At 73.1% G+C, this 25,183-nt stretch carries 22 protein-coding genes and 1 pseudogene; 3 read left to right on the plus strand and 20 right to left on the minus strand.

Features of this window, described 5'->3' with window-relative positions; genetic code table 11:
• Nucleotides 1–4: 4 nt before the first annotated feature.
• From AB0L00_RS22425 to AB0L00_RS22455, 7 genes are all read right to left on the minus strand, one after another.
• Complete coding sequence (locus AB0L00_RS22425) at nt 5–1,561, minus strand: NCS1 family nucleobase:cation symporter-1 (protein WP_364437273.1); 1,557 nt, start codon at nt 1,559–1,561, stop codon at nt 5–7.
• A 132-nt stretch (nt 1,562–1,693) separates the two neighbouring features.
• Nucleotides 1,694–2,713 carry a TIGR03842 family LLM class F420-dependent oxidoreductase gene (locus AB0L00_RS22430; RefSeq protein WP_364437276.1) on the minus strand — a complete coding sequence of 340 codons (1,020 nt, stop codon included), beginning with the start codon at nt 2,711–2,713 and terminating at the stop codon, nt 1,694–1,696.
• A gap of 14 nt (nt 2,714–2,727) precedes the next feature.
• A complete protein-coding gene (hydA, locus tag AB0L00_RS22435; RefSeq protein WP_364437279.1) occupies nt 2,728–4,134 on the minus strand; it encodes a dihydropyrimidinase in 1,407 nt (468 codons plus the stop codon).
• Nucleotides 4,135–4,148: 14 nt separating this feature from the next.
• Nucleotides 4,149–4,991: a nitrilase-related carbon-nitrogen hydrolase gene (locus AB0L00_RS22440; RefSeq protein WP_364437282.1), complete on the minus strand. Its 843-nt coding sequence runs from the start codon at nt 4,989–4,991 to the stop codon at nt 4,149–4,151.
• Nucleotides 4,992–5,286: 295 nt separating this feature from the next.
• A complete protein-coding gene (locus tag AB0L00_RS22445; RefSeq protein WP_364437285.1) occupies nt 5,287–6,870 on the minus strand; it encodes an MFS transporter in 1,584 nt (527 codons plus the stop codon).
• Nucleotides 6,871–6,911: 41 nt separating this feature from the next.
• Nucleotides 6,912–8,276 (minus strand): hypothetical protein, encoded by a 1,365-nt coding sequence (locus AB0L00_RS22450; protein WP_364437288.1) that lies wholly within the window; start codon nt 8,274–8,276, stop codon nt 6,912–6,914.
• A 121-nt stretch (nt 8,277–8,397) separates the two neighbouring features.
• Nucleotides 8,398–8,940, minus strand: a complete 543-nt coding sequence (locus tag AB0L00_RS22455; RefSeq protein WP_364437291.1) for an ABATE domain-containing protein — start codon at nt 8,938–8,940, stop codon at nt 8,398–8,400.
• 79 nt (nt 8,941–9,019) lie between these two features.
• Here AB0L00_RS22455 and AB0L00_RS22460 point away from each other — a divergent pair, with 79 nt between their 5' ends.
• On the plus strand, nt 9,020–10,291 hold the full coding sequence (locus AB0L00_RS22460; RefSeq protein WP_364437294.1) for an MFS transporter: 1,272 nt from the start codon (nt 9,020–9,022) through the stop codon (nt 10,289–10,291).
• A 3-nt stretch (nt 10,292–10,294) separates the two neighbouring features.
• Here the strand turns inward: AB0L00_RS22460 and AB0L00_RS22465 are convergent, their stop codons facing one another.
• The 8 genes from AB0L00_RS22465 to AB0L00_RS22500 form a co-directional block, all read right to left on the minus strand.
• Nucleotides 10,295–10,873, minus strand: a complete 579-nt coding sequence (locus AB0L00_RS22465; RefSeq protein ID WP_364437297.1) for an iron-sulfur cluster-binding domain-containing protein — start codon at nt 10,871–10,873, stop codon at nt 10,295–10,297.
• A gap of 434 nt (nt 10,874–11,307) precedes the next feature.
• Nucleotides 11,308–11,502: a hypothetical protein gene (locus AB0L00_RS22470; protein ID WP_364437299.1), complete on the minus strand. Its 195-nt coding sequence runs from the start codon at nt 11,500–11,502 to the stop codon at nt 11,308–11,310.
• A gap of 37 nt (nt 11,503–11,539) precedes the next feature.
• Nucleotides 11,540–12,595 carry an aromatic ring-hydroxylating dioxygenase subunit alpha gene (locus AB0L00_RS22475; protein ID WP_364437302.1) on the minus strand — a complete coding sequence of 352 codons (1,056 nt, stop codon included), beginning with the start codon at nt 12,593–12,595 and terminating at the stop codon, nt 11,540–11,542.
• A gap of 70 nt (nt 12,596–12,665) precedes the next feature.
• Nucleotides 12,666–13,502, minus strand: coding sequence for an IclR family transcriptional regulator (locus AB0L00_RS22480; RefSeq protein WP_364437305.1), 837 nt, complete (start codon nt 13,500–13,502; stop codon nt 12,666–12,668).
• Nucleotides 13,503–13,514: 12 nt separating this feature from the next.
• Entirely contained in the window at nt 13,515–13,973 is a 459-nt protein-coding gene (locus AB0L00_RS22485; RefSeq protein ID WP_364437308.1) for a MaoC family dehydratase, read from the minus strand.
• A 27-nt stretch (nt 13,974–14,000) separates the two neighbouring features.
• On the minus strand, nt 14,001–15,542 hold the full coding sequence (locus tag AB0L00_RS22490; protein ID WP_364437311.1) for a long-chain fatty acid--CoA ligase: 1,542 nt from the start codon (nt 15,540–15,542) through the stop codon (nt 14,001–14,003).
• A 60-nt stretch (nt 15,543–15,602) separates the two neighbouring features.
• Nucleotides 15,603–16,475, minus strand: a complete 873-nt coding sequence (locus AB0L00_RS22495) for an amidohydrolase family protein (RefSeq protein WP_364437314.1) — start codon at nt 16,473–16,475, stop codon at nt 15,603–15,605.
• 17 nt (nt 16,476–16,492) lie between these two features.
• Entirely contained in the window at nt 16,493–17,395 is a 903-nt protein-coding gene (locus AB0L00_RS22500) for an SDR family oxidoreductase (protein ID WP_364437317.1), read from the minus strand.
• Between the two features lie 135 nt (nt 17,396–17,530).
• On the opposite strand from AB0L00_RS22500, the gene AB0L00_RS22505 reads away from it, so the two are divergent.
• On the plus strand, nt 17,531–18,409 hold the full coding sequence (locus AB0L00_RS22505; protein WP_364437320.1) for a PaaX family transcriptional regulator C-terminal domain-containing protein: 879 nt from the start codon (nt 17,531–17,533) through the stop codon (nt 18,407–18,409).
• 88 nt (nt 18,410–18,497) lie between these two features.
• Here the strand turns inward: AB0L00_RS22505 and AB0L00_RS22510 are convergent, their stop codons facing one another.
• Nucleotides 18,498–19,745 (minus strand): dipeptidase, encoded by a 1,248-nt coding sequence (locus tag AB0L00_RS22510; RefSeq protein ID WP_364437323.1) that lies wholly within the window; start codon nt 19,743–19,745, stop codon nt 18,498–18,500.
• A gap of 82 nt (nt 19,746–19,827) precedes the next feature.
• Complete coding sequence (locus AB0L00_RS22515; RefSeq protein WP_364437326.1) at nt 19,828–20,262, minus strand: DUF6234 family protein; 435 nt, start codon at nt 20,260–20,262, stop codon at nt 19,828–19,830.
• 120 nt (nt 20,263–20,382) lie between these two features.
• On the opposite strand from AB0L00_RS22515, the gene AB0L00_RS22520 reads away from it, so the two are divergent.
• Nucleotides 20,383–22,719: a LuxR C-terminal-related transcriptional regulator gene (locus tag AB0L00_RS22520; RefSeq protein WP_364437329.1), complete on the plus strand. Its 2,337-nt coding sequence runs from the start codon at nt 20,383–20,385 to the stop codon at nt 22,717–22,719.
• 141 nt (nt 22,720–22,860) lie between these two features.
• On the opposite strand, the gene AB0L00_RS22525 is transcribed toward AB0L00_RS22520, so the two are convergent.
• The 3 genes and pseudogenes from AB0L00_RS22525 to AB0L00_RS22535 all read right to left on the minus strand — a co-directional run.
• Nucleotides 22,861–23,403: a dihydrofolate reductase family protein gene (locus tag AB0L00_RS22525; protein ID WP_364437332.1), complete on the minus strand. Its 543-nt coding sequence runs from the start codon at nt 23,401–23,403 to the stop codon at nt 22,861–22,863.
• Nucleotides 23,404–23,535: 132 nt separating this feature from the next.
• Nucleotides 23,536–24,963, minus strand: a complete 1,428-nt coding sequence (locus tag AB0L00_RS22530) for a glycosyltransferase family 39 protein (protein ID WP_364437345.1) — start codon at nt 24,961–24,963, stop codon at nt 23,536–23,538.
• A 125-nt stretch (nt 24,964–25,088) separates the two neighbouring features.
• Nucleotides 25,089–25,183: pseudogene (locus AB0L00_RS22535) on the minus strand (PEP-utilizing enzyme); the annotation flags it as partial.

Consider the following 25,183-nt stretch of genomic DNA (forward strand, 5'->3'; position numbering starts at 1 on the left):
CTCGTCAGGCCGGGGCGCTCTCGGCCGGTGCGGTCGCGGTGACGGCCCGCCCGGTCGCGGGGAACAGCCGGGTCAGCAGGATGTACAGCAGGAAGGCCGAGGCCAGGCCCACCGCCCAGCCGTAGTCGGCGAGCGGCTTGAGCGGCGGGATCAGGCCGCCGGCCGGGAACGGGCCGGTGCCGGGCGCCGAGTACGAGCCGCCGATGGCCAGGACGCCGCCGACCGCGAAGGCCGCGACGGCACGCCAGTTCCAGCCGCCGTCGTACCAGTAGCGGCCCTCCGCCCGGTACAGGTCGGCCAGGTCCAGCCGCGTGCGCCGCAGCACCCAGTAGTCGGCGATGAGGATCCCGGCGACGGTGCCGAGCAGGCCGCCGACTGTGCCGAGCCAGGTGAAGATGTACGCCTGCGGGCTGGCCAGCAGCTTCCACGGGAAGATCACCACGCCGATCACCGCGGTGATGAGCGCGCCGGTGCGGAAGGTGACGTGCCGCGGCGCGATGTTGGACAGGTCGAAGGCCGGCGAGACCACGTTGGCGGCGATGTTCACCGAGAGGGTCGCGATCAGCACGGTGACCAGGGCGTACAGAACCGCGGCCCAGTTGTCGAGCCGGGCGGTCAGCTCGATCGGGTCCCAGATCGCCTTGCCGTACACCACCTGCGAACCGGAGGTCACCAGCACCGACAGCAGCGCGAACGCCGTCATGGTGGTGGGCAGCCCCAGCGTCTGGCCCCAGAACTGCGCGCGCTGGTTCGCGCCGTACCGCGTGAAGTCGGGGATGTTCAGCGACAGGGTGGACCAGAAACCGATCATGCCCATGAGCGCCGGGAAGAAGACCTTCCAGAAGCCGGAGCCCCACCCCAGCCTCGACGGCTGGTGCACGATCGGGCCGAACCCGCCGGCCTTGACGCTCATCCAGATCAGCAGCGCGATCGCGCCGACGATGACGAACGGCGCCGCCCAGTTCTCGAACCGGCGCAGCGTCTCCATGCCGCGCATGATGATGCCGATCTGCAGCACCCAGAACAGCGCGAAGGACAGCCACTGCGTCCACGGATAGCCGCCCACGTGCGCGGCGCCGGTCCACCAGTCGCCGAACAGCTTGCCGGCCAGCAGGAAGATGCCGGACCCGCCGATCCAGGTCTGGATGCCGAACCAGGCGCAGGCGACGGCGGCGCGGACCAGCGCGGGAAGGTTCGCGCCCCGGACCCCGAAGGAGGCCCGCGCGAACACCGGGAACGGGATGCCGTAGCGCGGCCCGGCGTGGCCGCTCAGCAGCATCGGCACGAGGACGACGACGTTGGCGAGCGCGATCGTGAGGACCGCCTGCTTCCAGTCCATGCCCAGCGCCACCAGGCTGGAGGCGAGCGTCCAGGAGGCCAGGTTGTGGGCCATGCCGACCCACAGGGCGGTGAAGTTGTAGGTCGTCCACCTCCGCTTGGCGATCGGGACGGGCAGCAGGTCCTCGTTGGCGTACGGGCCGGTGGGCACGGCCGCGTCAGGGAGCTCGACGCGGCCGGCGGAGGCGGTGGGTTCGGCGGGCGAGGGCGAGGTGGCGGTCATGCGCGGCTCCTCGGGAGGGACGGGAACGAGAGGGGGGCCTGAGGCGTGGCCGGTGGATCTCCGTCCGGCTGCGCGGCGCCATGAAGGAGATCCACCGGCCACGCTCTGGGGCGGTCGCCGGCCGCGCCGGGGTCAGCCGGTCAGCGCGGGGATGACGGTCTCGCCGTAGGCGTCGATCGTCGTCTCCTTGGCGTCGTGCATGTCGTAGACGGCGAACTGGTCCACGCCGAGCGCCCGCAGTCGCCGGAGCCTGTCGATGTGGGCCTCGGCCGGTCCGATCAGGCAGAACCGGTCGACGATCTCGTCCGGGACGAACGCGGTGTCCGGGTTGCCGGCGCGGCCGTGGTGGGCGTAGTCGTAGCCCTGGCGGGCCTTGATGTACTCGGTCAGCTCCTCGGGCACCAGGGAGGACGACTCGCCGTACCTGCTGACGAGGTCGGCGACGTGGTTGCCGACCATGCCGCCGAACCACCGGCACTGGTCACGGGCGTGCGCCAGGGCCTCGGGCGAGTCGTCGTCGGTGACGTACGCCGGGGCGGCGACGCAGATCGCGACGTCGGCGGGGTCGCGGCCGGCGGCCACCGCGGCGTCCCGGACCGCCTTGACCATCCACTCGGTCAGGTACACGTCGGCGAGCTGGAGGATGAAGCCGTCGGCCTTCGCGCCGGCGAGGGCGAGGGCCTTCGGCCCGTACGCCGCCATCCAGACCGGCAGCCGGGCGCCCTCCCCGACCCAGGGGATGCGGATGGGCGTGCCGTCGACCTCCGCCGTACGTCCCTCCGCGAGCTCGCGGATGACGTGCATGGCCTCTTCCAGCACGGCGAGGGTGTTCGGCCGTCGGCCCGCCACGCGCATCGCGGAGTCGCCCCGGCCGATGCCGCAGATCGTGCGGTCGCCGAACATCGAGTTGAGCGTGGCGAACGTCGAGGCGGTGACCTCCCAGGTGCGGGTACCGGGGTTCGTGACCATGGGGCCGACGATCAGGCGCTCGGTCCGCGCGAGGATCTGGCTGTAGATCACGAACGGCTCCTGCCAGAGCACCGCGGAGTCGAACGTCCAGCCGTACGTGAAGCCGCGTCCCTCGGCACGGCGCATCAGCTCGACGACGGCCGAGGCGGGCGGGTCGGTCTGCAGGACGAGTCCGAAGTCCATGAGGCGCGCCTTTCTCAGCCGAGGTAGCGGCAGGTCTCGCGGGCGACGAAGCGGCCGTGACCGGCCCGGCCGGTGTAGGACCGGTCGTCGATGACGACCTCGCCGCGGGACAGGACGGTCTGGACCCGGCCCGTGACGGTCCGCCCCTCGTACGCCGAGTAGTCGACGTTCATGTGGTGGGTCTCGGCGGACATGACCTGGGTGGCGTCCGGGTCGTAGATCACGATGTCGGCGTCCGCGCCGGGCGCGATCGTGCCCTTGCGGGGGTACAGGCCGAACATGCGGGCCGGGGTCGCGCAGGCGATCTCGATCCAGCGGCGCCGCGAGATGCGGCCGTCCACGACCGCCTGGTGCAGCAGGTCCATGCGGTTCTCGACACCCGGCAGCCCGTTCGGGATCTTGGAGAAGTCGCCCAGGCCCATCTCCTTCTGGCCCTTGAAGCAGAAGGGGCAGTGGTCGGTGGAGACCACCTGCAGGTCGTTGGTCCGCAAGGCCCGCCAGAGGTGCGCCTGGTGCTCCTTCGGGCGCAGCGGCGTGGAGCAGACGTACTTCGCGCCCTCGAAATCCGGCTCGGCGAGGTTGTCGGTGGACAGGAAGAGGTACTGCGGGCAGGTCTCCCCGAAGACGGGCAGCCCGAGGTCACGGGCCTGGGCGAGCTCGGCGACGGCCTCCGTCGCCGACACGTGCACGACGTACAGCGGCGCTCCGGCGACGCGGGCGAGCTGGATCGCGCGGTGCGTGGCCTCGGCCTCCAGCAGCGCGTGGCGGACCTCGCCGTGGTACCGCGGGTCGGTACGGCCGGCGGCCAGGGCCTGCTCGACCAGCACGTCGATGGCGATGCCGTTCTCGGCGTGCATCATGACCAGGCCGCCGTTCCCGGCGGCGCGCTGCATGGCGCGGAGGATCTTCCCGTCGTCGCTGTAGAAGACGCCGGGGTAGGCCATGAAGAGCTTGAAGCTGGTGACGCCCTCGTCGACCAGGCCGTCCATCTCCTTCAACGTGTCCTCGTTGACGTCGGAGAGGATCATATGGAAGGCGTAGTCGACGGCGCAGTTCCCGTCGGCCTTGGCGTGCCAGGCGTCCAGGCCGGCGCGCAGCGACTCCCCGACGGTCTGCACGGCGAAGTCCACGATCGTGGTGGTGCCGCCCCACGCGGCGGCGCGGGTGCCGGTCTCGAAGGTGTCGACGGCGAACGTCCCGCCGAACGGCATCTCCATGTGGGTGTGCGCGTCCACGCCGCCCGGGATGACGTACCTGCCGGAGGCGTCGAGCACGCGGTCGGCGGACTCGGCCCAGGCGCGCGCGACGTCGCTGTCGTGCGCGGCGAGCGCGGTGACCCGGCCGCCCTCGATGAGGATGTCGGCGTTCGTCTCGTCGGCGGCGGTGATGACCAGCCCGCCGCGGATCACGGTGGTCCCCATGCGGTCGGCTCCTCTCAGTTCTCGACGAGCGGGCCGTAGGCGTCCGGGCGGCGGTCCCGGTAGAACGCCCACTGCTGCCGGACCTCGTCGATCAGGCCGAAGTCGAGGTCGCGGACGACCAGCTCCTCCTCCTTGCCGGAGGCCACATCGCCGACGAACTGGCCGCGCGGGTCCACGAAGTAGCTGGTGCCGTAGAAGTCGTTGTCGCCGTACTCCTCCACGCCGACCCGGTTGATCGCGGCGACGAAGTACTCGTTGGCGACGGCCGCGGCGGGCTGCTCCAGCTTCCACAGGTACGACGACAGGCCTCGGTGCGTGGCCGACGGGTTGTAGACGAGCTGGGCACCGGCCAGGCCGAGCGCGCGCCAGCCCTCCGGGAAGTGCCGGTCGTAGCAGATGTAGACGCCGACGCGGCCGACGGCCGTGTCGAACACCGGCCAGCCGAGGTTGCCGGGCCGGAAGTAGAACTTCTCCCAGAAGCCCTTGACCTGCGGGATGTGATGCTTGCGGTACTTGCCGAGGAAGGCGCCGTCGGCGTCGATGACGGCGGCGGTGTTGTAATAGAACCCCGACTGCTCGACCTCGTAGACGGGGACCACCATGACCATGCTGAGCTCGCGGGCGAGCTCGCGCATCCGCCGCACGGTCGGGCCGTCCGGCACCGGCTCGGCCCACCGGTAGTGCTCGGCGTCCTGCACCTGGCAGAAGTACGGAGCGTTGAAGACCTCCTGGAAACCGATGACCTTCGCGCCCTGGGCGGCGGCCGCGCGGGCGTGCTCCTCGTGTTTGGCGATCATCGTCTCGGTGTCACCCGTCCAGGTCGCCTGGACCAGGGCCGCGCGTACGATCGGGCTCATCGGATCTTCCCTTCGGAAAGCGTGAGCAACGCAGGGGAGAAGTGGACTCCCTGCCCTTATGACGGCTGACGCTACGAGCCGCCCGGCGCGTCGTACAGTGCCACCGTGTAACGGGATCCGGCGGCCCCGTTGCACCTCGTCACCTGCGCCGATGCCCGTTCATGGGATTGTTATGCCGAGGGACGCGATGCGTGAATTCCGCGTTTCCGCCGGCGAATGTCACCGGGGCCATCGCCCCCCTGAACGGGTGGGCGACGGCCCCGAGGTCCGGTCGGCGCCGGACGCGTTCCGGCGGTCAGGCGGTCGCGGCGGCCTCCTGGGCCGGGGGCTGTTCGGCGACCTCCTCCCGGACCCCGCCGCGCAGGGCGATCAGGGCGAGCAGGCAGGACAGCAGCGCCGCCGCCCCGCAGACGACGAACCCGATCGCGTACCCGTGCCCCAGGGCGTCCAGCGCGAGCGGTGCCGCGGCGCCGGGCGGCGACGAGGGCGGCACGGAGTTCACCGCGAGCGGCCCGCCCTCGGCGGCGACGTGCCCCGCCGCGGCCTTGATCTGCGGGCTCAGCGTCGAGCCGGCCAGGCCGGAGGTGAACTGTGACGCGGCGCGGCTAAGCGCGACCGCGCCGATCACCGCCGGACCCAGCGTGAACCCGAAGTCGCGCAGCAGGCTCGTCGCGGCGCTGGCCATCCCGGCGTAGTGGATCGGCACCGTGTTCACGGCGGTCGCGGTGATGGAGGAGACGGTCAGCGCGAAACCGACGCCCACCAGGCCGAGCGGCAGGATGAGCGAGGTCAGTGCCCGGTCGGAGACGGGCAGGGTCGCGGCGGTGAAGTCGCCGGCCGCCATGAGCGCCAGGCCGATGGTGAGGATCCAGCGGCCGGCCAGCCGGTCCAGCAGTCGGGACGTGATCGGCAGCATCACCAGTGCCAGGCCGTTGAGCAGCAGGAACGCCACGGAGGAGCGCATCGGGCTCTGGTGCTGGATCGGGCCGAGCCGGATGCTCGCCGCGTACGCCGTGCCGAGGAAGCTGAACATGCCGACCACGGCCACGAACGACGCGATGGCGAAGGCCCGGTTGGTGAACAGGCCGAGCCGCAGCAGGGGCGAGCGGGCCCGGCGCTCGGCGACGATGAACAGCACGACGAAGACCGCCGCGATGACGAACGCCGTGATCACCGGTCCGGAGCCCCAGCCGTCGGCCGGCCCCTGGATGACGCCGTAGAGCAGCGCGAACAGGCCGACGCCGATCGTGACCTGGCCGCCCAGGTCCAGCGAGCGGCCCTCGGGCGCGCTGGAGTTCGCGGCCAGCAGCAGGCCGACCAGGGTGCTGGCGGCGGCGATCAGCGTCACGACGACGAAGGCCCACCGCCAGGACCCGTAGTTTCCGGTGATGCCGCCGAGCACGGGGGCGATGAAGCCGCCGGTGGACAGCGACGCCGCCCAGATCGCGATGGCCCGGGACCGGGCCTGGTGCGTGCGGGTCCCGGCGGCCACCATGGCCAGCGAGGTCGGGAAGAGCGCGGCCGCGCCCAGGCCGGCGATCGCCTGTCCGGCCCACAGCAGGTGGACGCCGTGGCTCGCGGCCGCGACGACCTCACCGACGACGATCAGGGCCGAGCCGCCGACCAGCAGCCGCTTGCGGCCGAAGAGGTCGCCGAGCACGCCGAAGGTCAGCTCCAGGACGGTGACGGGCAGCAGGAACGCGTCGGAGATCCAGGTGAGCTGCGATCCGATCGGGTGCAGGTCCTCCTGGAACAGGCCGTTGAGGGTGGCGGGAATGGCGAGGGCGATCTGGGCGAGGCAGACGGCGAGGCAGCCCGCGACGAGCGTGCCGAGCGGGAGCCTGGCCGGCCCCGGGTCCGTGGGTTCGCGAAGCGACATGGGGGTTCCCTGGAGTGCGGAAGAGAGGGGACGGCGACGGGTCAGGAGTCGCGGGTGCCGACGAGGCGGCCGGGGCGGTAGGTGACGAAGGCGGCGCCGCCCAGGTTCAGCGACTCCGCGGCACGCTGCAGGGACGCCGGCTCCGCGACCCGGTCCCAGCGACCGGTCGCGACGCGGTGGTCGATCGCGTGCACGCCCGCCACGATCTCGGCCGTGGTGAACGCGCAGTGGCCCTGCCGGGCGACGTACGCCTGCCGGAGCAGGGCCCCGTCCCCGGCCGCCCGGACCCGCGCGGCGAACGCGGACTCCTGCTCGACGGGGACGAGCTGGTCCGAGGTGGTGTGCAGGTCGAGCAGCGGCACGGCCAGGCGCTGCCCCGCCGTGGAGGTCTCCCGCAGCGCGCGGCGGGCCTTCGGGTCGGCCGTAAGGCGCGCACCCCGGGTCAGTGCGGTCAGGTCGGCGCGCAGGTCCAGACCGGCCCGGCGGTACAGGGCGCGGACCTCGGCGGCGTGTTCGGAGGCGCGCAGCAGCGCCGCGTAGTCGATGCCGGCGTTCCCCGACGTGTTGCCGCCCGCCGACTGTTCGATGGACCAGCGGCCGTTCTCGATGAACGCGAGCAGTCCCTGGCTCAGCCAGGCGTACTGCTGGGCCTCCTGCCCCGCGGCGTCGCCGGCGGGGGGCGGGTTCTGGCCGGGGGCCCAGTCGCTCTGGTTGAGGTACGCGGCGGCGAGCGCGATCCTGGCCCGTCCCTGAGGCGTCGCCTGGGCGGCGGTGACCGCGCCGGTCAGCCGCTGCGCCGTGGCGGCGGCCTCCTGGGCGTCGGTGAACCCGGTGAGCTTCACCTCCTGGCCGGGCAGCAGGAGGGAGGCGATGGCGTACTCGGCGTCCAGCTGGTAGTCGTCCAGGTCGACTCCGCCGGCCACCAGGCCGCACAGCCCGAGGGCGCCGGCCACGCGGCCGGCCCCGTCGCGGGCGATGCGGGCGTTCACCAGCCCGCCCATGGACTCGCCGACGGACAGGGTCCGGGCCGGCCGGGCGACCGCGCGGGTGAAGGCGTCCAAGGTGGCGAACTGGTCGCGCTCGGCGCTGTTCAGCGCCCACCAGGAGTCGTGCGGGTCGTAGGAGGAGCCGGCGAGGGCGTAGCCCTCGGCGAGGAGCGCGGAGCGCGCCTCGTCGGACGGGGCGTCCTGTGCCACGGTCGGTCCGTAGCCGTGGCTGAACAGCAGGAGCGTCCCGTTCCAGGGCGCCGGCACGTCGGCGATCCAGGTGGCACCGTCGGCGAGGGTGCCGGTGGTGTGGGAGGGGGCGGGAGCCGTCGCGGCGGTGGCGGCTCCGGTGAGGGCGGTCGTGCCGAGGGCTACGGCGGCGCCGAGGGCTGCGGGGAGGCGGAGGAGGCGTCGAGGCACGGAAGCGCTCCGTTCTCGGGGGACATGTGGCCTGAACCACACGAGGCAACGGCTCGAATGTAGGGCTGTATTTTTACCATCGTCAAGAGTCTGCCGAATGTTCGCCGAGTGGACGCGTCGCTCACCGGTCCGTGCCGCCTCGGACCCGTCGGCGATAGGCGGCGGACTTGGACTTGTTTCCGCAGGCCGCCATCCCGCACCAGCGGCGTCGCCCCGCATGGGAGACGTCAAGGAAGAGCCTGGTGCAGTCCGGGTGCGCGCACTCGCGGACGCGGCCGGCCTGCGGACCAGCCAGCAGGTCGATGGCGTCCCGAGCCAGCGTGGAGAGCGCCTGGTCGAGGTCCCCTTGGTGCCGGACGGCGCCGTCGGCCAGGCAGGGGACCGTCGGCGGGTGGGCGGCGACCTCGTTGAGCCGTCGTACGTCGGCGGGGTCGGGTGGGGCGGCGGTGAGCGCGGCGCGGGCGAGCCGATGGATCACCTCGCGGAGCTCGCGGAGCCGTACGAGGCCCGCGTCGTCGACGGCGACCCGCTCGGCCAGCCCCGCCTGCTCGATCCAGTCCCGGGCATCGTGCGGGGTGCGCAGGGTCTCGACGGGTTCGCGATGGCGGACCTGGAGCGTCGTCGTGAGGTCGAGGCAGGGCCGACCGCTGAGAAAGGTGAACACGTCACCATATTGACCGGTGACGCGGATTCGTGCCACCGTGGCGTCACCGCACTGTGTGGTGACGTGAGGAGTTGAGGCCGTGCATGCCGGACACCCCGACGGGGAGATCGCCAGGGGACTGGTCCGGTACGTTCCGGCGGCGGTCCTCGCGCGGGGCGCCGACGGCGGGGCGGCGGTGGGACTCGTCCTGCTGGCCATGAGTCCGGGACTCGACGTACCCGGGGCCGCAGCGACCGGCGGCCTCCTGGCGGGCGCGCTGAGCGCGCCGCACCTGTTCGGGCCCTGGACGGCCCGCCGCCTGGACCGGGCCCGTGACGCGCGGCGGGTGCTCGCGACGGCGTTCCTGCTCTACGCGGTGGCGCTGGCGGCCGGGTCGCTGCTGCTCGGCCGGGCCCCGGTCTGGGCGGCGGTCGTGGCGGTGGCCGTGGCCGGCTGCTGCGGTCCCCTGCTCACGGGCGGGATGAGCAGCCGGCTGCCCGGGACGTCCGGGGCGGACGGCCCGGCCCGGCGCCGCGCCCAGGGCTGGGACGCGCTCACGTACGGCATCGGCGGCACCGCGGGCCCGGCCGCGGTCGCCGGCCTGGCGGGGCTGTTCGGGCCGCTCACCGCGATGCTCGGGCTGAGCGGCGCGGCCGCCGTCGCCGCCGGCCTGACGCTGGCCCTCCCCCGGGAACGCCCCACCGATCCGTCCGCGGAGCGCGCGCCGGGTGTCCTGGCGGGCATGGGGGTGCTGGTCAGGTCCGCGCCGCTCCGGCGGGTGACGACGATGACGCTGCTCAACGCGCTGAGCCTGGGCGCGATACCGGTCATCGCGGTCGTGCTCGGCCCGCACCTGACGGCCCGGCCCGGCGCGGGCGCCGCCCTGACCGTCGCCTGCGGGCTGGGCAACCTCGGCGGCTCCCTGCTCGTGACGGTCTTCCCGCTGCGCGGGGAGCCCGAACGGCTCGCGCTCCAGCTGTTCACCGGCCTGGCCGTCACGCTCGCCCTGGCCGCCGTGACCCCGGGCCTCCCGCTCGCCCTCGCCGGATTCGCGCTGATCGGCGTCGCCAACGCCCTGTCCTTCACCGCGACGCTGACCGCGCGCACGGCGTACGCGCCGGTCGCCGCCCGCGCGCAGGTGTTCGTCACCAGCGCCGGGCTGAAGATCGCGGTGTCCTCGGTCGGGTCCGCCGCGGCCGGCGCGATGGCGGGCCTCGGCGGCCGTGCGCTGCTCCTGCTCTGCGCCGGAGTCGGGGCCGTCGCGGTCCTCTCCGCCGGCGCGGACCGCCTGGCGTGCCGCCGCCGGCGCCACGGGGACGCGGCGCGGCGCTCGGCGGACGCGCCGGCTCCGGCGCGGCGCGTGGCGGGCTGATCGTCACAGGTCGAGGACCAGGCGCGGGCCGCGCGACCGGGAGACGCAGATCATCATCGTCGCGCAGTTCGCCCGTTCCTCGTCCGTGAGGACCGAGTCGCGGTGATCGGGCTCGCCCTCCAGCACGTCGGTCTCGCAGGTGCCACACGTGCCCTCCGTGCAGGAGTAGAGCACCTCGATCCCGGCGGCCCGGACGGCCTCCAGCACGCTGCCGTCGGGCGGAACGGTGAGAGTACGCCCGGACCGGGCCAGCACCACCTCGAACGGAGTGCCGTCCGCCGTGCCGGTCTTCTCCCCGGGATGGAACCGCTCGACCTGGAGGGCGCCTGGCGGCCATCCGGCTCGGCACCGCTCCTCGACCGCCGCCAGCAGGGGCTCCGGGCCGCAGCAGTAGACCAGGGCGCGGTCGTCGGGCTCGGACAGGAAGGAGTCCAGGTCCAGCAGGCCGGTCTCGTCCTGCGGCCGCACGCTCACCGCGTCGCCGTAACCGGCGAGCTCGTCGAGGAAGCCCATCGACGCGCGCGTGCGGCCGCCGTACAGCAGCCGCCACCGGGCACCCGCCCGCTCGGCGGCCGCCACCATCGGCAGCAGGGGCGTGATGCCGATGCCGCCCGCGATGAACAGGTAGCGCTCCGCGGACCGGGAAGGCGAAGTTGTTGCGCGGCCCGCGCACCCGCAGCCGCGTGCCTACGGCGAGCCGGTCGTGGACATACGCCGACCCTCCCCGGCCGCCCGGCTCGCGCAGAACGGCGATCCGCCAGGTCGTGCGGTCGGCCGGCGACCCGCACAGGGAGTACTGCCGGACGAGGCCGCCGCCGAGCAGCAGGTCGATGTGGGCGCCGGGCTCCCAGGCGGCCAGCGGCCCGCCGTCCGGACGGCGCAGGGTCAGGCGGACCACGCCGTCGGCGGCCTGGTTCCGTCCGGCGATGACGACTTCGGTCTCGTCGTTCACGATCGGTGTCGCCTTTCTCGGAGGAGGGACGCCGCCCCGGCGGGCGGCGTCCCCGTACGTACGCTCAGACGGTCGCGGTGGCGGGTGGTGTGCTCTCCTCTTCCGGTCCCTGGTGGCCCGCCGGGTGGGCGAGCAGCCACTCCCACAGCAGCACCGGATCCTCGGCGGTCTGCTCGGCCCCGCAGTGGCAGGTGCCCAGGAGCGTGTCGGTGCCCGGCAGCCAGCGCACCCGGTAGACCTGCGTCTCCCGGCCGGTCATGGGGCCTCCTCCGTCGGCCTCATGACCAATCGCTCGGTCATCGGGCGACGGCCCCGGCCGGGGCCTGCTCGCCCGCGGCGAGGCGGGCCAGGATCCGGCGGGCCGCCAGGCCCCCGGTGTCGATGTTGATGCTCAGCTCCTGGTAGCCGTCCGGCTCGGTGGCGATGACCTTCTCCAGGACGTTCAGCGCCTCGACGTCCTGCAGCACGACCGTGCGATTGGAATCGCGCAGGAAAGCGCTGACCTCGTCGTCGTCCCGAGCGAAGTCCCGGGCGACGGCCCAGAAGTCGTATGTCGTGTTCTCGGTCGACGGGGTGATGGCGTACACGACCTCGACGTGGAAGGCGCGGCCGTCCTCGCCGTCCGGGCCGGGGGTCACGCCCACCGGGGCGATCCTGCTGTGCAGGAGGTACAGGCACGGCGCGTGGTACTCGATGTCCTGGAAACGATCGATCCGCCCCTCGATGCCGGTCGACTTCGAGTAGAACGGAGGGCACTCGGCCCCGTGCATGTGCCGGCTGACCCGGACGACTCCGGCCTCCTCGTCGACCTCGGTGGTGATCGGGGTCTCGGCCACCTCCGGCGTGCCGATGTAGCCGCCGTGCAGGTAGGTCTCGTGCGACAGGTCGAGGAGGTTGTCGACCAGCAGGCCGTAGCGGGCGTCCAGCGGCTCCATGCCGCTGACCGTCGTCCACCCCGGATCGGCCAGCCAGGGGGCCCGGGGGATCACCGTGGCGTCGGCGAGCGCCCGGTCGCCGATCCAGACCCACACGAACGAGTCCTGCTCGACGACGGGGTAGGAGGCGACGCGGGCGGTGCGCGGGATCCGCCGCTGGCCCGGAACGTACACGCAGTCGCCGTCCGGCGCGTACGTGAAGCCGTGGTAGCCGCAGACGATCCGGTCGCCGTCCAGCCGGCTCTCCGACAGCGGGAACCGCCGGTGCACACAGCGGTCGGCGAGCGCGACGGCCTCGCCCTCCTCGGTGCGGTACAGCACCAGCGGCTCGCCGAGCACCGTCCTCGCCAGCAGGTCACGGCCCACCTCACGGCCGTACGCGGCGACGTACCACTGATTCCTCGCGAAAGACGTCATCGGGCCCTCTCTCCGTAGGCGCGGATGGCGTCAGATTCGCGCTCGGGGAGACGTCGCCGCCATGGCCCTTTCATTCAATGAAAGACGCGGTATCCGATGGACGGCGTGGCCCGCGATCCCTTCCGGGCCGCCAGCCGAGCGCGCGCGAGATCCCGCCCGCGGCCACCTGGACGGTGGCCGTCAGCGCCGGGACCCGGGCGTCCTGCGCGCCGACGACCACGGACACGGCGGCGACCACCTCGCCGCCCACCCCGCGTACGGGCGCCGCGAGCGAGATCGCGTCGTCGGTGATCTGCCGGTCGCTCACCGCGCAGCCGCAGCGCCGGACCTCGGCCAGCGTCCGGCGCAGCACGGCCGGATCGGTGACGGTGTAGGGGGTGAAGGCCCGCAGCGGCCGGGAGCACACCTCCTCCTGCAGTTCCCTGCCGCTGTACGCCAGCAGCACGAGCCCCACCGACGTCGCGTGCAGCGGCCAGCGCGCCCCGACCCGGCTGAGCACGCGGACCGCCGAGCGCGCCGAGATGCGTTCGACGTACACCGCGTCCAGGCCGTCGCGCACCGCGAGGTGGACGTTCTCATGGGTCGCCTCGTACAGGTCCTCGAGGTACGGCATGGCCATCTCCCGCAGGGCCAGGCCCCGCGGCGCCAGCGAGGCGACCTCCAGCAGCCGCAGGCCGATGTGGTAGCGACCGTCGGCGGCGCGCTCCAAGGCCCCCCAGGCGACCAATCTGGCCACGAGCCGGTACGCGGTGGGCAGCGGCAGGCCGGTCCGGCGGGCGATGTCGCTGAGCGACAGGACCGGCCGGTCGGCCGTGAACACGCTCAGGACACCGAGGAGCCGGTCGGCGACCGACGCACCCGGCCGCTGGGCGCCGGATGCGCCCGGCCGGCCGGGGGCCGGTTCCACGCCGGGCCCCGGTCAGGCGTAGAAGCGGTAGACCGCCTGGGCGACGCAGGCGGGCCGGTCGACGCCGTCGATCTCGACCGTGAGGTCCACGACCACCTCGACGCCGTCGCCCTTCACCTCGGTGACCGAGGCGATCGCGCCGTGCGCCCGGATCTTCGAGCCGACGCGGACGGGCGAGGGGAGGCGCACCCGGTTGAGACCGAGGTTCACGGCCATCCGCACGCCGGTGACCTCGAGCAGCTCGCTCCACAGGGGGATGAGCAGGGACAACGTGAGGTAGCCGTGCGCGATCGTCCCGCCGAACGGGCCGTCCTTGGCCCGCTCCTCGTCGACGTGGATCCACTGGTGATCGTCGGTCGCGTCGGCGAAGGTGTTCACCCGGTCCTGAGCGATCTCCATCCACCGGCTGTGCCCGAGGTCGGCGCCGGCCTGTTCCTTGATCTCGTCCAGGCCGTGAACGGTGACGGTCACGAGGCCTCCTTCACTGTCGGTCGGGGTTCATCGGGCGGAATCCTCCGTGCCGCCGCCGTGGGCGGCGCGGATGGCGGGCTTGAGCAGCTTGCCGCTGGGAGTGCGCGGCAGATCGGTGGCGAAGACGACCGACTTGGGAATCTTGTACCGGGCCAGGCGGCCCTCCAGGTACGTCAGCAGGTCCTTCTCGCCGGCGGCGGTGCCCGGTGCCGGGACGACGACGGCCCGGCCGACCTCGCCCCAGCGGGGGTCCGGGACGCCGATGACCGCGCAGTCGCGCACCGCGGGGTGTTCGAGCAGGGCGTCCTCGACCTCGGCGGGGTAGACGTTCTCCCCACCGGAGACGATCACGTCCTTGAGCCGGTCGGTGATCCTGAGGTACCCGTCCTCGTCGGCCGCCGCGACGTCGCCGGTGTGGAACCACCCGTCGCTGATCGACTCGGCGGTGGCCTGGGGCAGGCCCCAGTACCCGGCGGTGACGTTCGGGCCCTTGACCAGCACCTCGCCGCGTCGGCCGGGCGGGACGTCGTCGCCGAGCGGGTCCACGAGCCGTACGTCGGTGAAGAAGTGCGGGACGCCGGCGGAGCCGGCCTTGCCGAGGGCGTCGGCCCGGTCCAGCAGCAGCACGCCGGGGGACGCCTCGGTCATCCCGTAGCCCTGGACGAAGGCGAGCCCGCGGTCGAGGTAGGTCCGGATGGTCCGGGCCGGCACCGGCGCGCCCCCGCACAGCAGCGACCGCACGCTGGACAGGTCCGCGTCGGCGAAGCCGGGGTCGGCGGCGATCCGGTCGTACATCGCGGGCACCCCGAACAGGGTGGTGACGCGGTGCCGCGCGATCAGTTCGAGGGTCCGCGCGGCGTCGAAGGACCGCTCCAGGACCACCGTGCCGCCCTTGAGCAGGGTCGGCAGGCAGGTCATGTTGAGGGCCGCGGTGTGGAAGAGCGGCGCGCTGACCAGCGTGACCTCGTCGCCGGACAGGTCGACGTCGACCAGGACGTTGACGCTGTTCCAGGTGATGTTGCCGTGGGTGAGCACGGCGCCCTTGGGCCGGCCGGTCGTCCCCGAGGTGTACATGATCAGGCAGGTGTCGCCGAGCCCGACGTCCTCGTCGATCGGCTCGGCGGAGGACGCCTCGATCAGCGCGTCGTACGGCAGGTCGGCCGGGTGCGCAGGGTCGCCGACCGCGAGGGCCGCCCGGGGCGCGGCCCCGTCGTGGACGGCCTGGAGGGTCGCCGGGCTCCGGTCCGCGTGCACGAGGACCGAGCTGCCGGAGTCCTGGAGCTGGTAGACGAGCTCCGGGTCGGCGAGGCGGCTGTTCAGCGGCACGAACACGGCGCCGAGGAGTCCCGTGGCGAACAGCGTCTCCAGGTAGGCCGGATGGTTCGGGCCAAGGTAGGCGACCCGGTCCCCGCGCCGAACGCCGCGGTCGCGCAGGACGTGAGCCAGGCGCGTGGCACGGTCGTGCAGCGCGGCGTAGCTCAGGCGGCGGTCGCCGAAGACCAGGGCCGTCCGCTTTGGGGTCTTACGGGCGCGGCGCGTGGTCCACGAGCCGATGCCTTGATTGCGCATTGGAAGGCTCCTCTCGCCCAGCGGGTGCGCGTGGATCCGAAGATCGCCGCCGGAACCGGGTCAGTCGCGGGTCAGACCGAGCAGCCGCGCGGCGTTCTCCTTGAGGATCCCGGGACGGACCTCGTCCTTGATCGGCAGCTTGGCGAAGTCCGCCAGCCAGCGATCGGGACTGATCATCGGATAGTCCGAGCCGAAGAGGACCTTGTCCTTCAGCAACGTGTTGGCGTACTGCACGAGCTGCGGCGGGAAGTACTTCGGCGACCAGCCGGACAGGTCGATGTACACCTTCGGCTTGTGGGTGGCGACCGCGAGCGCCTCGTCCTGCCAGGGGAAGGACGGGTGCGCGAGGATGATGGTCAGCTCGGGGAAGTCGGCGGCGACGTCGTCCACGTCCATCGGGTTGGAGTACTTCAGCCGGATGCCGCCCCCGCCGGGCGCGCCCGCGCCGATGCCCGTCTGCCCGGTGTGGAAGACCGCGGGCACGCCCAGCTCCTCCATCACCTCGTAGAGGACGTACGCCCGCCGGTCGTTCGGATGGAACGCCTGCACGTTGGGGTGGAACTTGAACCCCCGGACATTGTGCTCCTCGACCAGGCGCCGCACCTGCCGCGCGCCGGCCTTCCCGCGGGCCGGGTCGACGCTGGCGAACGGGATGATGACGTCCGGGTTGGCGCGGGCCGCCTCGGCGACCTCCTCGTTCGGGACCGGCGGGTGGCCGGTGGCCGCCTCGGCGTCCACGGTGAACACCACGGCGGCCATCCGCCGCTCGCGGTAGTACGCGGCGATCTCGGTCAGCGTCGGGTGACGGTGTTCGGTCTTGAAGTACGCGCCGGCGGCGGCGTCCAGCTCGGCGGACAGCGAGTGGTCGCCGCGCTCGGACACCTCCGCGTGGGTGTGCATGTCGATCGCCGTGACGGCGTCCAGGTCGATCATGGTCGTGTCCCGCCCCGTCACAGCTTCGGCGCCGGGATGCCGTACGTCTCGGGGTGTCGCCCGACCGACACGGGCCAGGCGGCCGCGATGGCGTCGCCGCTCCACCCGCCGTCGGCGTACGCCGTGCTGATCTCCCGCGGGTGGGACCACAGCGAGAGGCTGTCGCCGCCGATCCCGACGCACTGGCCGGTGACGTCCGCGGACGCGTCCGAGGCGAGGTAGACGACCAGCCCGGCGCAGTCCTCGGGGGTACCGAAGGCGTACCCCTTGCGCAGCGCGTCCGGCAGGGGAGTGCCGTCGTTCTCGTAGGCCTCGACGTACGGGGCGAACGCCGGGATGGTCCGGGTCATCGTGGTGGCCGCGTTGGGGATGACCGCGTTCGCGGTGATCCCGGCCCTGGCCAGCTCCATCGCCCAGGTGCGCACCATCGCGGCGATGCCGGCCTTCGCGGCGGCGTAGTTGGTCTGGCCGAAGTTGCCGCGCTGACCGGCGGGGGAGCCCGCCACGATGACGCGGCCGCCCTCGCCCTGCTCCCGCATGCGGATCGCCGCCGCGCGGACGCAGGTGAACGTCCCGCGCAGGTGCACCTGGATCACGGTGTCGAAGTCCTCGTCCGACATCTTCCACAGCACCCGGTCGCGCAGCACGCCGGCGTTGGTGACCATCGCGTCCAGCCGGCCGAACTCGTCCACGGCGCGGGCGACCAGTGCCTCGGCGGTCTCCGTGGTGCCGACCGGGCGCACCTCGGCGACCGCCCGGCCGCCGGCCTCGGTGATCTCCTTGACCGCCGTCCGTGCGGCGTCGCCGTCCACGTCGTTCACCACCACGGCCGCGCCGGCGGCGGCGAGCGCGGAGGCGTAGGCGAGACCGAGGCCACGACCGGCGCCGGTGACGACGGCGACCTTGCCGGTGAGATCCATGGGGTTCCTTTCCGGCCAGGGGGGATGTCTCTGGCATCGCCCAAGTTAGGCAGTTCTCCGACGTCGGTCAATATCCTGCCCAACTTTTACTCGTGGGGCCGCCCGTCCGAGGTGCCGAGCACCTACGCTGTCCTGGTGACCCGAATCGATCAGGTCGAACCCGAGGCGTCCTCGGTCACCGGCCTCGACGGGGGCGACGCCGCGGAGAGCGCACCCCGCCCCCAGTCGCTGATGCTGAGCTTCTTCGGCATCCACGCCCTGGACCGCCCGGTCGCGCTCTCATCCGCCAGCGTCATCGACGTTCTGGCGCGCGTCGGGGTGGGGGAGGACGCCGTACGCTCGACGCTCACCCGGATGGTCCGCCGTGACCTGCTCGAGCGCCACCGGCGTGGCCGCAAGATGTACTTCGGCCTCACGCCCCGCGCCGTCGAGGTGCTGCGGGACGGGCACCGGCGCGTCTGGCAGACCGGCGCGGTGAACCGCGCCTGGGACGGCACATGGACCGTCGTGGGCTTCTCGCTGCCCGACTCATGGCGGCGGGAGCGGCACGACCTGCGCTCCCGTCTGCTGTGGGGCGGATTCGGGCCGCTGCAGAGCGGCATGTGGGCGGCGCCCGGCCGCGTCGACGTGGTCGCGCTGGTCGACGGGCTCGGCCTCGACGCGCACCTCAAGGCGTTCCAGGGCGCCTCCGTGGCGCCCACCGACGCCGCCCGGCTGATCGAGGCGGCCTTCGACGTGCCCGGCATCGCCCGCCGCTACCAGGAGTTCCTGACCCGCTGGGACCGGCCGGAGCCCGCCGCCGAGCTCGACGACCTCGCCCGGCAGCTGCTGCTGCACACCGACTGGCTCGACCTCGTACGCCGCGATCCCCACCTGCCCGCCGAGCACCTGCCCGACGACTGGCCCGCGGTCCGCGCCGAGCAGGTCTTCCACTCCCTCGCCCACCGTTACGACGAGCCGGCCCGCGCCCGCGCCGCCGAGATCCTCGACGGCATCACGCCGTCCGAGGACTGAGCGGCCGGACGGCACCTCAGCGGGCGGGGTCTCAGCGGGCGGGGCCTCAGCGGGCCGGGTCTCAGGGACGGGTCTCAGGGGCGGGGCCTCAGCGGACGGGGTCCGGGGCCGCTGTGGAGTCCTCGATCCGCATGATCGACGGCCGTTCGGTGGCGCGCAGGTCACGGGCCACGGCCTCGGCGTCCCGCAGCACGCGCAGGGCGTTCTGCCAGGTCAGCTTGGCGAGGTCGGGCTCGCTCCAGCCACGGCCGAGCAGTTCGGCGATGAGGTTCGGGTAGCCGGAGACGTCCTCCAGCCCGGCGGGCAGGAACGGGGTGCCGTCGTAGTCCCCGCCGAGGCCGAGGTGGTCGATCCCCGCCACCTCGCGCATGTGGTCCAGGTGGTCGGCCACGGTGGCGACCGTCGCGACGGGCCGCGGGTGGGCCGCCTCGTACGCCCGCCGTGCCTCCTCGGCCTCCGGCGTCGAGGCCAGCGGGTCGAGCCCCTGGGCGCACACGTGCTCGTCGGCCGCCCGCGTCCAGGCGATCGCCTCGGGCAGCACGAACTTCGGCACGAACGTGGCCATGGCGACCCCGCCGTTGGCGGGCAGCCGTTCGAGCACGTCGTCGGGGATGTTGCGCGGGTGGTCGCAGACCGCCCGCGACGAGGAGTGCGAGAAGATCACCGGGGCCCGGCTCACCCGCAGCGCGTCCCGCATCGTGTCGGCCGACACGTGGGACAGGTCGACCAGCATGCCGAGCCGGTTCATCTCCCGCACGACCTCCTCGCCGAAGGCGGTCAGGCCGTGCGCGACCGGCTCGTCCGTCGCGGAGTCCGCCCATGGCACGTTGTCGTTGTGCGTGAGCGTCATGTAGCGGACCCCGAGCTCGTAGAGGCCGCGCAGGGTCGCCAGCGAGCACGCGATCGAGTGCCCGCCCTCCGCGCCCAGCAGCGAGGCGATGCGCCCCTCGGCGCGGGCCGCGTCCACCTCGTCGGCGGTACGGGCGAGCCGCAGGTCGCCGGCGTAGCGCTCGACCAGCGCCCGTACGCAGTCGATCTGCTCCAGCGTGGCGCTGACCGCCGCGTCGCCCGCCAGGGCCGACGGGACGTACACCGACCAGAACTGCGCGCCGACCCCGCCGGCGCGCAGCCGGGGCAGGTCGGTGTGCAGGAGGCCGGACTGGTCCGCCGCGACGTCACGACGGTCCAGGTCGTAGCCGACCTGCTCGCGCAGGGCCCACGGAAGGTCGTTGTGCCCGTCCACCACCGGGTGCTCGGCCAGCAGCGCGCGGGCGCGCTCCACCATGGCCGGATCGGCGACATATCCCATCGCTGCCTGCGTCCCCACTGTGCTCACGTGATCGTTCTCCTGCCGCTCCCAGCCTAGACCGAGCACGCCCGGGGCCCGCCCGCCCGGGTCGCGGCCGCGCCGACGGCGGTCAGCCGCCCGGGCAGTCACAGGCGCCACCGCTGTAGCAGGGGCAGTAGCCCGACTGAACGGGCGCGGGGCGGCGCGGCTGGATCCGGTGGATGTCACGCGCGGCGCCCACGCCCACCGTCATGCCGTAGGCGATCCCTGGCAGCACTCCCACGACGATGAACACGACGGTCGCGACCCGCCGCCGGGTCACCACACTGAGGAAGACGGCCGCGAAGGGCAGCACCAGCGCGCAGCCGACCGACGCGATCAGGAGTCGGTCGGAATGAAGCTTCTCCTGGACGCCGACCTGACAGCCCTCGAAACAGATCATCGGATCGAGCGCCGCGAAGAAGAACGCGACCGTGCCGCAGATCCAGCCGAGGGTGAGAAGGACCAGCGCCACCCCGGTGACGGTCCGCGCCGTCGTGCGCGGTCGGAGCCTCGTGTCGATCATGTGAGCAGCATCCCGGCGCCGGCGCCCGCCGGGCAGAGTACAAGTACTCAGACTCCGGGCCCAAGTTCCTCCGGAGGTATGCCTCCCCGGCAGGTCGGTTACGCTGACGAGGGGGGTCCGATGAACGCGACGCCGGAAGCCCGAGGCGCCGGGCCCGGGAGCCTGCCGGAGGATCTGACCAGCTTCGTGGGCCGCCGTCGGCTGACGGACACCGCCCGGCGGTTCCTGGCGGACTCCCGGCTGGTCACCCTGACCGGTGTGGGCGGGGTGGGCAAGACCCGGCTGGCCGTGCATGTGGCGCGGCAGGTACATCGCGCGTTCCGGGACGGCGTCCGATTCGTGGAGCTCGCGGACGTGGACGACCCGTCGCTGGTGCCCACCGCGGTCGCCGCGGAGCTGCGGCTGCCGGAGGCGTCGGTCCGCGAGCTCACGGCCGTGCTGGTCGATTACCTGGCGGACAAACAGCTGCTGATCGTCCTCGACAACTGTGAGCATCTGCTCCAGTGCTGTGCGGGCCTGGTCGGGGACCTGCTGAGGACGGCCTCCGGAGTGCGGGTGCTGGCCACCAGCCGTGAACCGATGATGATCAGCGGCGAGCGCGTGCTGGAGGTCGAGCCCCTGCCGGTGCCGAGCGCGCCGGTCGTCGTCTCGGACGCCACGATGGACGAGTACCCGGCGTTGCGCCTGTTCCAGGACCGGGCCTCGGCGATCGTGCCGGGCTTCTCGGTGAATCCCGGGAACGCGTCCGTCGTGACCTCGGTGTGCCGGCGACTCGACGGGCTGCCGTTGGCGATCGAGCTGGCGGCCGCCTGGCTGCGCGTCCTGTCGCTCGAGCAGTTGTCGGCGCGGCTGGAGGACCGGTTCCGGCTGCTGAAGACCGGCGAGCAGGGCGCGCCGGCACGGCACCGGACGCTCCGCGCCGCGGTGCGGTGGAGCTTCGACCTGTGCTCCACGTCCGAACGCCTCCTCTGGTCGCGCCTCTCCGTCTTCACCGGAGAGTTCGACCTCGACGCGGCCGAGGCGGTCTGCGCGGGCGACGGACTGGACGTGTTCACCGCGATGTCGGGGCTGCTGGACAAGTCGATCATCGTGCGCTGCGGCGGGGGACCGCGCGCGTCGTACCGCATGCTGGAGACCATCCGGCAGTACGGGGCCGAACGCCTCGCCGACACCGGAGAGGCTCCGCGCCTGCGGTGCACACACCGCGACTACTTCCTGCGGGAGGCGGAACGGGCCGACGCGTGCTCCTGCGGGCCACGTCAGGGCGAGTGGGTCAGGCGGCTGACGGCGGAGCGGGGCAACCTCTGGGCGGCGCTGGAGTTCTGCCTCGACGAGCCCGCCCAGGCGCGCGCGGGGCTCCGGATGGCCGACGCGCTGTGGTTCTACTGGGTCGGCTGTGGGTTCGTCCGCGAGGGCGCGCACTGGCTGGGGCGCGCGCTGGCCCTGGACCCTGAGCCGAGCCATGAGCGCGTACGCGCGCTGTGGATCGACGGCTGGATCGCCTTCCTCCGTGGGGAGAACGCCACCAGCCTAGTGCTGCTGCGGCAGGCCCTGGAGCTAGCCGGTGAGCTGGACGACGAGGCCGACCGGATCTACGCGCTGCAGTTCTACGCCGAGGCGGAGATGTTCGTCGGGAACCTGGACGTCGCGGTGCCGATGCTGGAGCAGGCGCTGGCCGGGCATCGCGCGTCGGGGGCGTGGACGGCGCCGGCACTGTTGATCTTCGGGCAGTGCGCCCGTCCGGCGGTGCTGGCCGGTGACATCGACCTCGCCGTGGCCCTGCTCACCGAGTGCCTGTCCATCTGCGACTCCCTCGGCGAGCGCTGGACGCGGTCCTGGTCCGAATGGAACCTGGGCGTCGCGTACTGGACCACCGGTGCCCTGAGGAAGGCGGCGGCGCACCTGCGATCGTCCCTGCGGGCGAAGCAGGACCTCGTCGACCGGCTCGGCATTCCCTTCTGCGTCGAGCTGCTGGGGTGGGTGGCGATCTCGGCCGGCCGGACCGACCGGGCCGCGGTGCTGTTCGGGGCCGCGGACGCGGGCTGGGACCTGATCGGCAGGCCACTGTTCGGCTTCGACACGTTGCTGAGGTGGCGCAGGCAGAACCGCGCGTGGTGCCGTGAGTCGCTCGGTGACGCCGGCTTCGCGGCCGCGTGCCGGCGAGGAGCCCTCATGCCCCAGCCGGAGCTGGTCGGCTTCGCCCTCGAGGCGGAGCCTCCGGAGGAACCGGCCGCGGTCGTCGTCGCGCCGTCGGCCGCGGCCGACCAGGCGTTGACGAAGCGCGAGCGTCAGGTCGCCGAGATGGTCGCCCGGGGCATGACCAACAAGGAGATCGCGGAGCACCTGCTCATCGCGCAGCGCACCGCCGAGAGTCACATCGAGAACATCCTGAGCAAGCTCGGCTTCACCTCGCGTACGCAGATCGCCGTCTGGGCCGCCCACCGCCGGAGGGCGTGACGCCGCGCCCGGCGGAGCGCGAGCCGTTCAGCGAGCCGTCCGCCCCGGCGAGACCGGGGAGGCGATCCCCGGCGGCGCCGCGCCGGGTGCGCGGCTCGCCGGGAGACCGCGCGGCCGGCGGTCCGGACGACCCGGGACGGCTTACCGGACGACGCGGAACCAGAGGTTCGTGGCGAGCGGCACCTCGCTCTGGCTCAGGCGTTCGAGCCGGACCTCGTGGCCGCCGGCGTGGTCGAAGAGACGGACGCCGTCGCCGAGCATGAGCGGCGCGATGAAGATCAGGAGCTCGTCGACCAGCCCCGCGGTGAGGCACTGCCGGGCGACCTCGGCGCCGAGGATGTTGACGTACTTGTCGCCGGCGGCCTCCTTGGCCGCCGCGACCGCCTTCTGGAGATCGTCGACGAAGGTGACGCCGGGAACGGGGTCGGCAGGCGCGTGGTGGGTGAGCACGAACTGCGGGCCCTCCCAGCCGCCGCCGAACGGCTTGCCCTCCTTCTCCGTTCCCCGGTGCGGATCGTCGCCGCCGAAGGTGCGCTTCCCGACCAGGAGGGCACCGATCCGTTCGATGACGTCCGTCACCACCGGGTTCGGCCCGATGTACGGCGTCAGCCAGGACATGTCCCCGCCCGGACCGGCGATGAAGCCGTCCAGCGACATGCTGACCGAGTAGAGCATCTTCGCCATGACCTACCTGCTCTCGTGTGGATGCGCGTGTGGTCCTCGGTGCAGACCACGCGGCGGACGAGAACTCATCGCGCCCGGCGTCACTGACCGCATCCGGCCAGGTGCGCGGCCGGTCACCTCAGGCGGGCCGCCTCAGCCGACCTGCCACACGTGCAGCAGGTGGTCGCGGGTGGTGAGCACGGGCCGCCAGGTCGACGGGACGCCGGGCAGCGCGGCCTTCGCGGCGTCGCCGCAGCGGGGGCAGGCGTCGCTGCCGACGCTGTAGGACACGACGTAGTCGCCCGCCGCCGGTCCCGTCGCGTTCGTCAACGGCCGCAGGCGGCCGCGCCACACCCGGTGGCCGGTGCGGCTCACGAAGTAGATCGGGAGGACGCGGTACAGCTTCGTGTCCGCCCAAACGGTACGGGCACCGGAGCGGGCCAGCCAGGACCGGAACTCCGGCAGCGCGTCCGACGACACGCGCGGCGAGCCCGCCCAGCCGGGCGCGCCCGGACGGCCGAGCACGGCGAGCCCGGTCGTGAGGAGCGCGACGGAGCACACCACCACCGCGGGGGCGAGCGCCCGCGCCCGCGCCGGCCGCCGTACGGCGCGGCCGAGCAGCCACAGTGCCGCGACGCCGCCCAGCACGAAGGCGGGGAACACCGGGTACCAGTAGCGCAGGAGCTGCAGGCGCAGCTTGGGATGGGCCGGGTTCAGCACGCCGCCGAGGAGCGTGAGCGGCACCCACAGCAGCGCGATCCACAGCGCGAACACGCCGGCCCGCCGCGTGTCCGGACCGGCCTGCGCGCCGCCGCGCCACGCCCGGACGAGGCGGACGGCGCAGACCGCGCCCGCGGCCAGGGTCAGGGCGAGGAGGAGCAGCAGCCCCGGCCCCTCGGGGAGCGTGGCGAGCTGCTGCGGCAGCCGCCACAGGTACACCCACAACGGCAGATCGTGGAAGGTCTTGGCGACCTCCGGGCGGGACGGCAGGTCGCCCAGGCCCGATCCGGCGTGCAGGCGGGCGAGCGGGTCGCCGTACAGCCACGCGTTGAACGCCGTCTCGCCCACGCCCGTCAGCGCGACCGGCGTGACCAGGCACAACGAGTCCCGGAGGCCGATCCGCCGCCACAACAGCACGGGGACCAGCGGCCAGACGAACACGATGAACTCGCGGACCAGGTAGCTCCAGCCGAGCAGCACGCCGATCACGACGAGCCAGACCCGCCGGTGGCCGAGGAGCCCCCGGCGGAGCGCGACGGTCAGGGCGACGGCCGCGGTGAACAGGGCGGTGGCGGGCAGGTCCGGCAGCAGCTCGGTGCCCGCGACGACCACGATCCCGACGCAGCCGAGGAGCACCGCCGACACCGCGCCTACGAGCCGGCCGAACAGCAGGCGGCCGATCGCGTACACCGACCCGAACAGCAGCAGCGCCGCCGCGATCGGGAACGCGTGGTAGGTCGCCTCGGAGTAACCGAAGACCTTCATCACCAGGGCGGTCGGCGCGGTCAGCCCGATCCGCAGGTACTGGTGGTCGAAGATCGGGTTCGGCGGCCGGGACGGGAACGACCGGGCGGCGTCCATGTAGCGGCTGTGGTCGACCGGCTGCGGCACCGACAGGTCGAGGACCAGCAGCACGGCGTACGCCGCCAGCAGCGCGGCGGGCGGCAGGATCTCGGCGGGCGGCGGCAGCGCGTCGCGGCGGCGGCGCCGCCGCGGGAGGTGAGGATGCCGCGCGCGGCGATCATGCCGTCGAGGTCGTCGGGGTTGGTCTCGCGGCGGATGAGGATGACGTCCTCGCCCT

The sequence above is a fragment of the Actinoallomurus sp. NPDC052308 genome (assembly GCF_040679195.1).
Classification (GTDB): domain Bacteria; phylum Actinomycetota; class Actinomycetes; order Streptosporangiales; family Streptosporangiaceae; genus Actinoallomurus; species Actinoallomurus liliacearum.

What these genes read in the sequence shown, in the direction of transcription:
- AB0L00_RS22425 (WP_364437273.1), bottom strand. Translation starts at nt 1,561, where the DNA reads ATGACCGCCACCTCGCCCTCGCCCGCCGAACCCACCGCCTCCGCCGGC.
- AB0L00_RS22430 (WP_364437276.1), bottom strand. Translation starts at nt 2,713, where the DNA reads ATGGACTTCGGACTCGTCCTGCAGACCGACCCGCCCGCCTCGGCCGTC.
- hydA (WP_364437279.1), bottom strand. Translation starts at nt 4,134, where the DNA reads ATGGGGACCACCGTGATCCGCGGCGGGCTGGTCATCACCGCCGCCGAC.
- AB0L00_RS22440 (WP_364437282.1), bottom strand. Translation starts at nt 4,991, where the DNA reads ATGAGCCCGATCGTACGCGCGGCCCTGGTCCAGGCGACCTGGACGGGT.
- AB0L00_RS22445 (WP_364437285.1), bottom strand. Translation starts at nt 6,870, where the DNA reads ATGTCGCTTCGCGAACCCACGGACCCGGGGCCGGCCAGGCTCCCGCTC.
- AB0L00_RS22465 (WP_364437297.1), bottom strand. Translation starts at nt 10,873, where the DNA reads ATGGTGGCGGCCGCCGAGCGGGCGGGTGCCCGGTGGCGGCTGCTGTAC.
- AB0L00_RS22470 (WP_364437299.1), bottom strand. Translation starts at nt 11,502, where the DNA reads ATGACCGGCCGGGAGACGCAGGTCTACCGGGTGCGCTGGCTGCCGGGC.
- AB0L00_RS22475 (WP_364437302.1), bottom strand. Translation starts at nt 12,595, where the DNA reads ATGACGTCTTTCGCGAGGAATCAGTGGTACGTCGCCGCGTACGGCCGT.
- AB0L00_RS22490 (WP_364437311.1), bottom strand. Translation starts at nt 15,542, where the DNA reads ATGCGCAATCAAGGCATCGGCTCGTGGACCACGCGCCGCGCCCGTAAG.
- AB0L00_RS22495 (WP_364437314.1), bottom strand. Translation starts at nt 16,475, where the DNA reads ATGATCGACCTGGACGCCGTCACGGCGATCGACATGCACACCCACGCG.
- AB0L00_RS22500 (WP_364437317.1), bottom strand. Translation starts at nt 17,395, where the DNA reads ATGGATCTCACCGGCAAGGTCGCCGTCGTCACCGGCGCCGGTCGTGGC.
- AB0L00_RS22515 (WP_364437326.1), bottom strand. Translation starts at nt 20,262, where the DNA reads ATGATCGACACGAGGCTCCGACCGCGCACGACGGCGCGGACCGTCACC.
- AB0L00_RS22520 (WP_364437329.1), top strand. Translation starts at nt 20,383, where the DNA reads ATGAACGCGACGCCGGAAGCCCGAGGCGCCGGGCCCGGGAGCCTGCCG.
- AB0L00_RS22525 (WP_364437332.1), bottom strand. Translation starts at nt 23,403, where the DNA reads ATGGCGAAGATGCTCTACTCGGTCAGCATGTCGCTGGACGGCTTCATC.
- AB0L00_RS22530 (WP_364437345.1), bottom strand. Translation starts at nt 24,963, where the DNA reads ATGGACGCCGCCCGGTCGTTCCCGTCCCGGCCGCCGAACCCGATCTTC.